At 52.2% G+C, this 11,384-nt stretch carries 11 protein-coding genes; 2 read left to right on the forward strand and 9 right to left on the reverse strand.

All coding sequences use genetic code 11. From position 1 onward, the window contains the following. Nucleotides 1-17 precede the first annotated feature (17 nt). From BJP58_RS15755 to BJP58_RS15770, 4 genes are all read right to left on the reverse strand, one after another. Entirely contained in the window at nucleotides 18-254 is a 237-nt protein-coding gene (locus BJP58_RS15755) for a glutaredoxin family protein (protein WP_006212730.1), read from the reverse strand. A 67-nt stretch (nucleotides 255-321) separates the two neighbouring features. Continuing rightward, nucleotides 322-1,263: a thioredoxin-disulfide reductase gene (gene trxB / locus BJP58_RS15760; protein ID WP_071219637.1), complete on the reverse strand. Its 942-nt coding sequence runs from the start codon at nucleotides 1,261-1,263 to the stop codon at nucleotides 322-324. A 480-nt stretch (nucleotides 1,264-1,743) separates the two neighbouring features. Continuing rightward, nucleotides 1,744-3,771, reverse strand: a complete 2,028-nt coding sequence (locus tag BJP58_RS15765; protein ID WP_194544611.1) for a heavy metal translocating P-type ATPase — start codon at nucleotides 3,769-3,771, stop codon at nucleotides 1,744-1,746. 334 nt (nucleotides 3,772-4,105) lie between these two features. Beyond that, entirely contained in the window at nucleotides 4,106-5,215 is a 1,110-nt protein-coding gene (locus tag BJP58_RS15770; protein ID WP_194544612.1) for a PEP-utilizing enzyme, TIM barrel domain protein, read from the reverse strand. 266 nt (nucleotides 5,216-5,481) lie between these two features. Between BJP58_RS15770 and BJP58_RS15775 the strand changes: the two genes are divergently transcribed. Next, entirely contained in the window at nucleotides 5,482-6,096 is a 615-nt protein-coding gene (locus tag BJP58_RS15775; RefSeq protein WP_194544613.1) for a nucleotidyltransferase domain-containing protein, read from the forward strand. A gap of 84 nt (nucleotides 6,097-6,180) precedes the next feature. Here the strand turns inward: BJP58_RS15775 and BJP58_RS15780 are convergent, their stop codons facing one another. Continuing rightward, entirely contained in the window at nucleotides 6,181-7,473 is a 1,293-nt protein-coding gene (locus BJP58_RS15780) for a homocysteine synthase (protein ID WP_194544614.1), read from the reverse strand. A 150-nt stretch (nucleotides 7,474-7,623) separates the two neighbouring features. After that, the gene (locus tag BJP58_RS15785; protein ID WP_194544615.1) at nucleotides 7,624-8,451 is read right to left on the reverse strand and encodes an SDR family NAD(P)-dependent oxidoreductase; all 828 of its coding nucleotides are present in this window, start codon (nucleotides 8,449-8,451) and stop codon (nucleotides 7,624-7,626) included. 236 nt (nucleotides 8,452-8,687) lie between these two features. On the opposite strand from BJP58_RS15785, the gene BJP58_RS15790 reads away from it, so the two are divergent. Further along, complete coding sequence (locus BJP58_RS15790; RefSeq protein WP_127593924.1) at nucleotides 8,688-8,945, forward strand: DUF3949 domain-containing protein; 258 nt, start codon at nucleotides 8,688-8,690, stop codon at nucleotides 8,943-8,945. A 75-nt stretch (nucleotides 8,946-9,020) separates the two neighbouring features. On the opposite strand, the gene BJP58_RS15795 is transcribed toward BJP58_RS15790, so the two are convergent. From BJP58_RS15795 to BJP58_RS15805, 3 genes are read right to left on the reverse strand one after another with little or no spacing between them, the layout of a single operon-like run. Further along, nucleotides 9,021-9,878, reverse strand: coding sequence for an ATP-binding cassette domain-containing protein (locus tag BJP58_RS15795; RefSeq protein WP_071219646.1), 858 nt, complete (start codon nucleotides 9,876-9,878; stop codon nucleotides 9,021-9,023). Further along, nucleotides 9,871-10,713: a hypothetical protein gene (locus BJP58_RS15800; protein WP_071219647.1), complete on the reverse strand. Its 843-nt coding sequence runs from the start codon at nucleotides 10,711-10,713 to the stop codon at nucleotides 9,871-9,873. The genes BJP58_RS15795 and BJP58_RS15800 overlap by 8 nt, the downstream gene beginning before the upstream one ends. Next, nucleotides 10,694-11,383, reverse strand: coding sequence for an RNA polymerase sigma factor (locus BJP58_RS15805; RefSeq protein WP_194544616.1), 690 nt, complete (start codon nucleotides 11,381-11,383; stop codon nucleotides 10,694-10,696). Before BJP58_RS15805 ends, BJP58_RS15800 begins: the two co-directional genes overlap by 20 nt. Nucleotide 11,384 lies beyond the last annotated feature (1 nt).

The following is an 11,384-nucleotide window of genomic DNA, read 5'->3' on the forward strand; positions in this document are numbered from 1 at the left end:
CCAGAATGCTGATTAGATTACGCTTCGGGGTTCAACGCTTTGTTGAACTGGAGCTTATTCATGCCAAGAATGCGGTGCTCGCCGATGATCGTGAGCGGTACTGCGCGAACGCCCATATCCCATACTTGCTGCGCGAATTCGTCGTTTTGCTCGATGTTGCGCTCTTCAAATTCGATGCCTTGATCGGACAAGAAGCCTTTTACTTGTTTGCAGTGCGGGCAGTTGTTCGAAGTATATACAATCACATTTTCCATGGTTGATCAGTCTCCTCTACTCATGATTAGGCTCTGATTAAAGCCCGTTCGATCTCTATCTATCAGTTTACAACACAACAGCGTTGTGTTCCAAGCTCTCGATATATTTCTCCGCATCCATAGCTGCCATACAGCCGCTTCCTGCCGCGGTGATCGCTTGTCTGTAACGGGTATCCTGCACGTCGCCGCAAGCAAATACCCCTTGGATATTCGTCTCGGATGTTCCCGGGGTCGTTACGATATAACCGTTCGGATCCGTTGTAATGTTTCCGCCGAGGAAACCAGTGTTCGGATGATGACCGATCGCCACGAATACGCCGCTGACTGTAATCGTCTCCTCTTCGCCAGTTTCATTATTGAGTACTTTGATCCCTTTGACGCCTGTCTCGTCCGCGATGACTTCCTGCGGCGTGCGGTTCAGGGCCCATTCGATTTTCTCGTTAGCGCGGGCGCGGTCCTGCATGATTTTCGATGCACGAAGCTCCTCCCGACGGTGTACCAGTGTTACTTTGGATGCAAAGCGGGTCAGGAAGTTCGCTTCCTCCAGCGCGGAATCGCCGCCGCCGACAACAACGATCTCTTTTCCGCGGAAGAAGAATCCGTCGCATGTTGCGCAGGTACTTACACCGCGTCCTACATTATCCTGTTCTCCAGGAATGCCGAGATATTTGGCCGTTGCGCCCGTAGAGATAATCAACGTTTCGGCAACTACCTCACCCATACCGTCTACGTCCAGCTTGAACGGACGCTCTCCGAATTCCACGCTGTTCACCCAGCCTGTACGAAATTCTGCGCCAAAACGTTCAGCCTGCTGACGCATATTGTCCATCAGCTCAGGACCCATGATGCCTTCGGGAAAGCCCGGAAAATTCTCAACTTCGGTTGTGGTGGTCAGCTGTCCGCCAGGTTGCGGACCTTCAATGACGAGCGGGCTCAGGTTTGCGCGAGCCAGATAGATTGCAGCCGTAAGGCCGGCAGGGCCTGTGCCTATAATAACGGATTTGTACATATCGTTTCCCTCCTATATATGGAACGCTTAATTATAATCATTATAAATTAATATTAATTATGGTTATATCGGAGCCGTCTGTCAATATGTCACATCACACCCCCTCCGAAAATATTGTTAATCCATTCTTCATAATTCGAAATGTAATCCAATATTTTGGGGAACTGAACTTCTTTCTCCCAAGAAGGCGGCGATCTTTTGGGCCCGGAAGCGTTTACTTCGCAAACAATCGTACGCGGAGAGAGGGTTATATGAATTTAAGGGCACCACAAGACTCCCCCGCTCTTTTAACGAAAGGAAGATGAATGTTTGATGAAAAAAAGGACAACCCTTGGCAGCGAGTCCTTGCATGTCGAGCCTAGCAGCGAAGAGCTTGGGAGAAATCGAGATCGTCCACGGCCATTGAGAGCCAACAAACAAGAATCCCCTTCTTCTCACGAATGAAAAGAAGGGGACTTTTAACACAAGATACAGATTCGATTAACGGTTAGTGCGCAGCAGGCGAAGCCCGTTCAGTATAACCAGAATGGTGCTTCCTTCGTGACCGATGACGCCCAGCGGCAGCGGCAGCGCCACGCCTTGAATGAAATTGGCTGCAATCAGCGTCAAAATCACGGTGATGGCAAAGATCATATTTTGCTTCACGATACGCTGAACCCGGCGTGCAACCTTGACGGTGCCGGCAATTTCATCGATATTGTCATTCATAAGCACCGCATCCGCTACCTCCAGCGCCGTTCCGCTTCCCGAAACGCCCATGCCGATGCCGACGGTCGCAGTAGCCAGTGCCGGTGCGTCGTTCACTCCGTCCCCAACCATGACCACATGGCCGTAACGGGCCCGAAGCTCCTTAATATGTGTAACTTTATCTTCCGGCAGCAAATCGGAGAACACCATGTCTACGCCGCTCTGCTTCGCAATCACGTCGGCCGTCGCCTTGCGGTCCCCCGTCAGCATCGCTACCTTGATGCCCAGCTGCTGCAGCCGCTTAACGGCCATTGCCGCTTGAGGCCGGACCGCATCCTGCAGAGCGATCATGCCCGCGATACGGTCTCCCTTCAGAATAACGGAAACCGTCTTGCCTTCGGATTCCAGCATGTTCCGGATGGACAGCCAGTGCTGGCGATTCTCTTCAAGCGCGCTCAACTCCTTTTGCGCGGAAGCTGCACCGGAATGCTGATCAATAGTCGGATGATCCAAAATATCGCTTTTCCCTATTTTCCAAGTGATTCCTCCCACTTCCGCCTGCATACCCCATCCAGTTATGGACTGTCCGTTCTCTACCTGCTTCAGCGCGGCCCCCTCTTTCTCAGCCGATTGGACAATCGCCAAGGCCAGAGGATGCTTCGACATTCTTTCGATAGAAGCACTGATGCCAAGCAGTTCATGCCGTTCCCAGCCTTCGCCAGCGATAAAATCCGTAACTACCGGCGTACCGAGCGTCAAGGTACCTGTCTTATCAAAAGCGACAACCGCCGTGCGTGCCATATTCTCGATATGGGCGCCGCCCTTGAACAATACGCCTTTTCTGGCGCGATTGGAAATCGCCGACAGCATCGCAGGCATGATGGAGGATACCAGCGCACAAGGGGAGGCAACTACGAGAAACACCATCGCTTTATAGAAGGTCGTATCCCAATCCCATCCCAGAACGGGAGTAGCCAGAACAATCAGCGCCACGGTCGCAATAACAACGACACGGGCATAAATCGATTCGAACCGCTTGATGAACCGCTGCGATTCCGGTACTTCGTTCTCCGCTTCTTCCACCAGCTTGATAATCTTGGCAAACAACGTGGATTCCGCCGACTGGGTAACCTCAATGTACAATACGCCTTCCCCGTTTAAGGTGCCTGTGAACACTTCATCGCCTACGGACTTATCGATCGGTACGGATTCCCCGGTAATCGAAGCCTGGTTGACGGAGGAGCTGCCGCGATAAATTTTGCCGTCTGCCGGAATAAGCTCGCCCGGCTTTACCAGAATCAGATCGCCGATCTCCAGCTTGTTGATGGATACCGATACCATCTCTCCCTTCTCAATGCGAAGGGCCGTTTCCGGTTGCAGCTCCATCAAGGACGAGATATCCTTGCGGCTTCTCTCCATGGTATAACTCTCAAGCGCGCCGCTGAGTGCAAAGATGAAGATCAGCATCGCGCCTTCATTCCAGTACCCGATCGCTGCAGCTCCCATAGCAGCAGCAATCATCAGCAGATTCACATCCAGATCGCGCTCCTTCAGAAGGGTCTCCACACCTTCTTTCGCTTTCACCCATCCGCCGACGGCATAGGATATCACATACAACACAACGGAGAGCGGCTCAGACCATTGGCTGGTCAGCCAAGCGATCAGCATCAACAGGCCGCTGCCCAGCGCAGCCACGACCTCCGCGTTGCTCAGCAGACTGCGTATATCCCATTTCCCAGGCTGCCGCGGCTCACGAGGATCAGCTCCATTTTCTATTGTCGATATGCGTCCAGTCGTCGTTTGACTTTGTATCCATTGCATAACCAATCACCTTCCTAGTTGAGAATGAGATCCATTATTACTACCCTTAAAATGACACATGCTGCCCCGGCTTCGCCGGAGCAGCATGCTAAATGAGAATGAGAATCATTTTTGAACTTATACAATTTATTTTCCTTCGTACAACTTTATAAGTATCATACTCACTTCATCCTCATTTGTAAACCATATTTTTCACATTTTTTAAATACTGAAGAGTACCTATTGGCGTCCCCTGTTATTGAAGTGAACCTCTATACGTAAAAAAGCCCTTGCGTTCTCTCCACAAGGACTTCTCTTTAATCCATCACCTAGTTTGTTAAGCGCTCACATTCCATCACTCGACAATCGTCGAACATCTGCGGCGCATCTCCAGCCTCGCACCGGTTATTCGAATGGCTGCAATCTCTGAGGACTGACAGCACACCTCGTGTATGCCCTGTCGGTAAACCATCCGCAAATCCGTGGTAGCCACCCCATTGATCCGGAGCGTTAATTGCGGCTTCGTTCGCTTAATTCGATGGATCATCTCGGAGAAAGCCGTGACCCTGTGCCCTGCCTCATCCGACGATCCGGAATTCTCCGTCCCCTCCGAGTCGAATACAATCACATCGGCCAAACGGGCAATTTCCGCTGCCGTCGCTGGATTCATCCCTTCTCTGAGAAGCGCCCCATAACGAATACGCACAAAACGTCTTTGATCCATAAGGGTTTGCTCTGCCACTTCTTCGATAAAATTATGAATCGATATAAAGTCATCCGCGTGTGCCGGACGTACAGCCAGGAGCTCTAATTGGCAATCCACGCCTTCCTCGCTGCACTGCTCCATAGCCCGGAACAAGGACTCCAGCTGAGCATCCTGCGCTTCACGTAACTCCATCGTGTTGGAAAGCCGGGCATCGTGCAGCAAGCTGACCGCACACCTAGCTCCAGCCGCCGCCTGAAACACCGATACCCAATAGGTCATCCACAGCATGATAAGTCTCCGCCTCAACAGGACGCTCTTCTCTGCGCTCCGCGAATTCAACCACGCCGTGTAAACCTCCTGCAGCAGGCCATGCTGCACAGCATCCTCCCCGCGTATCAGCCCGATTCCCTGAGCACCTTGACTGATATCTCGTGCAATGGATTCAGGGTCTGCGGATCGGCTCATGACTTTCAGTCTTCGGTTCCTGTCACTCCACCCCAGCAGTCGGGTCAAGGAAGGTCTGTCCGTGCCGTTATGCCGAATCCCGGAAACCCTGAGGGCTTCTTCAATATCGTCAGGCGATGCCAATAACAGCAATACCTCCTCATGGGTGACTCCTCCTGCCATTGCAAAATGCTTCAGCAGATCCGTCTCGGGAGAAATCTCGTTTGCCCCAATCTCTTCAACTCCGATGAACTCTTGATCTTCAAATCGACGCTCTCCCAATTCACTGCGTGCTCCCCATTGCCTTTCCGTCATGGTTATCCTTCTACTCCCTTTCACCTTGAATTGGATAAACGCCTCCTTACAGATTATTATGAAACATTTGGAAATATACAGCCCACGGAATAAACACCGGCTGAAAAATAACAAGACGGAACAAACCAAGCACCCTGCTCTCCTTATACCGGATAACTGCGCAAGGGTGCGGATGCCTGACTCTATCTGTTTATCCTCATTTCAAGGACTGGATAAAACCTATACAATGGAGGAATGAATCCATCCCGGAAAAAGGAGAGTAGCACATGAGAACCGATTATGACCATTGGGAACCAATCAGCGTATCGGATGCCGCTGGAATTTTTGCTGAAATCCCTGCTCGTTGGTATATCGCCGGAGGTTGGGCTTTGGATTTATATTTGGGGGAGCAGACCAGGGAACACGGCGATATCGATATCCTGATCCTGCGCGAAGAGCAGGCCGCCATTTACGCGGCATTAGCCAAAGAATGGACGCTGTACAAAGCGGATCAAGGAACCTTATCCCTCTGGGAGGAAGGCGAATATTTGCACTCGGTTGGCGATGTATGGGTAAGTCGGAATGAGGAAGCCCCCTTCTCATTCCAGATCATGCTGGTGGAGGTCGAACTGGACAGCTGGGTTTATCGCAGAGAACCATCCGTTCGAAGACCGCTCCAAGATATATCCTTAATAACAGACCAAGGAATTCCTTATCTAAAACCGGAGATACAGCTCCTGTATAAAGGAGGAAGCAAGAACATCCGTGAAAAAGACGAACGGGATTTCAGGAAGGTCCTGCCCTTCCTCGATCGACAGGCTGCAGGGTGGCTTGCCCAAGCGCTGCGGACGCAGTTTCCATCGGGTCATCCATGGCTCGACAGCATGGATACAACCCCGTAGCGGCCTTGCGACAACAAAAAAGAGCACCTTCCTCCATATACAGGAAAGTGCTCTGAGATTTATTTGAAATCCATCAGTCAGCCTTTACTCCTGACTTGCCGCGATAGCTTGACCCAGATCATACAGGATATCATCGATAGACTCGGTCCCGATCGACAGACGCAGCAATTCCGGATTTACGCCCGCCGTAAGCTGTTCGTCTTCCGTCAGCTGCTGATGCGTCGTGCTCGCCGGATGAATGATAAGCGACTTGGAATCCCCGACGTTGGCCAAGTGGGAGAACAGCTTCACATTCTCGATCACCTTCTGACCTGCCGCTGCCCCGCCTTTGATACCGAAGGTCAGGATAGCGCCTTGTCCCTTCGGCAGGTACTTCTTCGCCAACTCATACGAAGGGTGACTCGGCAGCCCTGCATAGCTCACCCATTCCACCGCCTCATGACTCTCCAAGTACTGGGCAACCTTCAGCGCATTCTCGCTATGGCGCTCCACCCGGAGATGCAGCGTTTCCAGTCCTTGCAGCAGCAGCCAGGAATTGAACGGGGACAGCGATGCGCCGATATCCCGCAGCAGCTGCACGCGCGCTTTGATGATATAAGCGATCGGGCCTACTGCCTCTGTATATACAACGCCATGATAGCTTGGATCCGGCTGCGTCAATCCTGGGAACTTGTCATTAGCCGTCCAGTCGAATTTACCGCTATCGACAATGACCCCGCCGATGGAGGTACCGTGGCCGCCGATGAATTTGGTCGCGGAATGAACGACGATATCCGCTCCAAATTCAATCGGGCGCAGCAGATACGGGCTAGGGAACGTATTGTCGACGATAAGCGGAATACCGCTCTCGTGCGCGATGGCCGCAACGGCTTCCACATCCAGCACATTCCCCTGCGGATTGCCGATCGTTTCGGCAAACACGGCCTTCGTTTTGTCATTGATCGCTTTACGGAAATTCTCAGGATCCGTGGAATCCACGAAATGCACCTTGATCCCCAGCTTCGCTAGCGTATTGGAAAATAAATTATAAGTACCGCCATACAAACTCGAGGAAGAAACAATTTCATCACCTGCGCCTGCAATGTTCAGAATGGAGAAGGTGATGGCTGCCTGCCCGGAAGATGTCGCCAGTGCACCGGCACCGCCTTCGAGCGCTGCAATCCGCTTCTCAAACACATCCGTGGTCGGGTTCATGATACGCGTGTAAATGTTGCCGAATTCTTTAAGCGCAAACAGATTCGCCGCATGCTCGCTGTCTTTGAACCCGTAGGAAGTCGTCTGATACAGAGGGACAGCGCGGGATAATGTGGTCGGATCAAGCTCCTGACCGGCATGAACCGCTAAGGTTTCAATGGAAAATTGGCGTTCTTCTGACATGGGTGTTTCCTCCCTTTTCTTCATATGGAAAGTATGATGATTTCATAATTTCTCCCATTCTCTCATACTTTCTCTCGTTTGAAAAGAGAGATAACCCACTAAATTTATCGGAATATTATAAATTCTTCTGCATGCACCCGCAAGTCACCCTTATTCCTTGTCCTCCTTATACACTCTGCCCCATCCATATCCGGCTTCCGGGGACGTATCCTCCGGCATGCCCGGCAAGATTAAACCTCCGTCTATACGGAGATTGATGCCGGTAATATAGGATGCCGCATCCGAGCAGAGCCAAGCAATCGCTTCCCCGATGTCCGACGGCGTGCCGAGCCTTCCCAGCGGGATTTTTCTGCCCAGCGGCTCGTCCTCTGCCGATTGGTCCGGCTTGTGAACGGTTGCTCCCGGTGCCACGCAGTTTACGCGGATGCCATGCGGAGCCCACTCGAGCGCCAGCGATTGGGCGGCACGTATAAGCGCTGCCTTCATACCGCCATAAATGCTGTCCTTGGGATAGGCTCTCTCCCCCCGCGAAGACGTGATGAAGATGATATTGCCCGGAATTCCCTGGGCGATCATCTCCCGAACAGCATATTTGCTAAGCAGCATCGGCGCTCGAAAATCGAGATGAACCGTCATGTCCAGCGCGTCCTCTTCAATCTCCGTGAGCTCGTCATATAGGCCGATCCCCGCATTGTTCACCAACAGATCGATCCGGCCAAACTCCTCTATCGTCTTTCGTATCGTATTCTCCGCTTCACTGCGAACGGTCAGATCGCTTTGGATAATAAGAGGCGTCTTGCCATAGATATGGCGAATATCCTCTGCCATGTCCAATATTCCATCTTTACTCGAATTGTAGGTCATCGCCAGCCGATATCCTTTTTCAGCCAGAACCTTGGCAATCCCTCGTCCGATTCCGGCGCCAGCACCCGTTACCAAAGCCACCTTCTCCATTCCTTGATTACTTACGGTTCCCATTCAACTCGCTCCCTTCTCCATCATCCATTCATGCTACGATGACGCCGCTGTTCAGCGAATACGCGCACCGTGCCTACCCTTCCTTACCCTGTTCTGAAACGGATGATTGGCTTTCGATAGATAAAGTCGGCATGACGGGCGTTCATATGGTAAATATTTGAATCCATACCGAGGTTTATACGTAGTGTATATTAATATGGCTTTCCATATACGATAAACCAAAGGAGCGTGTACGTATGAGTTCTGCGATGTGGATTATTGCGAGCGTTCTGGTCGCCGTATTCCTGATCATGATCCCTGTACAGTACCGGTATATTGCAGCGTTAAAGAAAGATCCCCGGAGGCAGGGGGTCGATCAGGAAACGTATTACAACAACATGTCGTTTCAAGAAGAACAACTCCATTACAATACGCAAGGATGGTTTTGGCCTTCCACCATGGTTGCTTCGTGGATTTATAATTGGAGGCATAAGAGCGGAAAAACGACCAAATAGTCGGCTTTAAACGGATGAAAACGCAAAAATCATCGCCCGAATGAAGGCGATGATTTTTCATGATCCAAGCTATACTCAGCCGCGTCTGGCTAAGGCGTTCATATGTAGGAAAAAGGTATCCTCCAGCGTAGGCGCCTTCTCCACAAATTCGGGACCCGGCTGCTTTTTCCCCATCAGCCTTACTCTCATGTGATGTTCCGTCATTTGAAAATGAATCAGCAGCTCCTGCGGTATCCGCTCGAAGGCTTCCAGATCGATCTCGCCTTCCCAGACGCTGGACGCCACATTCAGCTTCCACTGGGTCGGTGAACCGATATACCGGATGCGACCGCGGTGTATCCATATCACGGTATCCGCCGCCTCTTCCCATTCGTTCAGCTCGTGGGCGGCCACGATCACCATTCGGCCCCTGGCGTACTTGGTCAGGTACGTGATAAGGAATTTGCGTTCCTCGGCGTCCATGCCGTTTAACGGCTCATCGAGGAATAGAAAAGAAGGAGAAGCCAGCAGCGCCTGTACGACGGCAATGCGCCGCTGCACCCCTTGCGACAAATTCTTGACCTTGCTCTTGCGAAAAGGCTCCAACCGAAAGTCCGCCATCAGCCTGTCAATGGCCTCCGGGTTATAGACGCCCTTTAACTCTGCCATATAGGTCAGCAGCTTGCCGACCTTCATATCTCCATACAGCTCGATATCCGCCGGGACATAACCGATTTGGCTGCGGATTAGCGGCAAATGATCCCCTGCCCTGCGCCCGCTGTACAGGATCTCGCCTGCATCGGGCGCCTGCAGCGTGGTCAGCAGCTCGATCAAGGTGGTTTTTCCGGCGCCGTTCGCCCCGACGATGAGGTTGAGGCCGGATTGAATCTCCGCTTTGTCGATTTCAAGCCGGTACGTACCCGCCTGTCGTTCCAGTCCTTCCAGCCTAATCATTCGCCATTCTCCAGGCTCCGTTCAGCTTCAAGCTGCGTCCGTAGGAAGAGACGAGCAGAATTACTCCAATCACAAGCAGGGCCATGTCCGTCATCATTTTACCGCTCATCGAAACGCCGTGATCCACGATCTGTCCTTGAATCACGATCCACATGCCGTAGACCAGGACGGCCGAGATCAGTGAGACGACCATGCCTTTGCGAAACAGCATATACATCGCAGCTCCTCCCGTCACCAGCAGAATCCCCATCCACTCCAGGATAAAGGGCCCGAATAAAAAGCGGGAGGTTTCCGCCTGGATGGATCGCAGCCCGAGCGCGAGGGTACTCAGCAAGGCCATTCCGATGACGATGCCGGTCACAAGCAGCAGGCGGGTATACAATACAAGGGCCGGCGGGTATGGGGTCAGGGTCTCCACGGCCCGCATCCCTTTATCCCAGGTTCGGCTGCTGAACAGCATCGATACAATCAGCAGCAGCGGGGTAATCAATGGAAAAATGCCGCCGGGCAATCCGGCAAACTGATCCAATGGATACTCCGGATCGATCAGCAGAACCAACATGCAGAATACCGCGCCTGCTGTGAGCAGAATGGACCTTTGATTCAATCGGATCTGGCTCCGAAGAATCTGTTTTAATGAGGGCGGGTCGACCTGCGGATTAAAATCCAGCTTGGGGGACTCGGGCTCAATCCTGAGCTGATTGAACTCTCCCTGAAGGGACGCAATGAGCTGCGCCGTCTCATCCGGCGACGGCGATGGAAGAGCAGCGCGTCTAAGCGGGCCGCGAAGCTCGTCTTCGAGTCTTCTCAATTCATTATCGAATGGATGATCCATGGAGATACACCTCACTTTCTTTTACTTTGCTCTTCGAATCCGGCTCTTCCGACTTGGAGCGGTTCCTTACCTGTTCCTGGGGACTCGTCTCCCGCGTCCTTCGGGAGGGGTGAACGGGTACCAAATCGGAATGCTCCATGGACAATGTTTTCTTCAGCTTTCTCAAGCCGTTATATAAATGCGTTTTCACCGTACTTAAGGGGAGGTCGACCAGGTCGGCGATTTCCTGCAGCTTCAGATCATGAAAGAATCGAAGAGATATGACTTCCTGTTGTATATCGGGCAGGCTCTCCAGCGATGCTGCAATCTCGAGCGAGGTTTCCTGCCTTTCCACGAGTTCTTCCGCGCCGGGTGCAGGGTCGTATGCATCCGGCAGCTCCTCACCCGCCAGACCTTCAGACCTGTAGGATGCGCTTTTCCAATAATCCTTGCACATATTCAGAGCGACGCGATAAAGCCAGGAGCGAACATGTTCCAGCGTGCCGTGCTGCTTCAGATGCCGAATGAGCCGGATAAACGTTTCCTGAACGATATCCTGGGCTTTTTGCCTGTCGGCCAGCCTCTGGGTCGTATAACTGAGCAGCGGACCATGGTACCTCGTCACCAGCATCTCAAAAGCTTCCTGGTCGCCGGCAGCCATGCGTTCGGACAGCTGCTGATCGGAAATCATG

This window comes from Paenibacillus sp. JZ16 (assembly GCF_015326965.1).
GTDB lineage: Bacteria > Bacillota > Bacilli > Paenibacillales > Paenibacillaceae > Paenibacillus_AQ.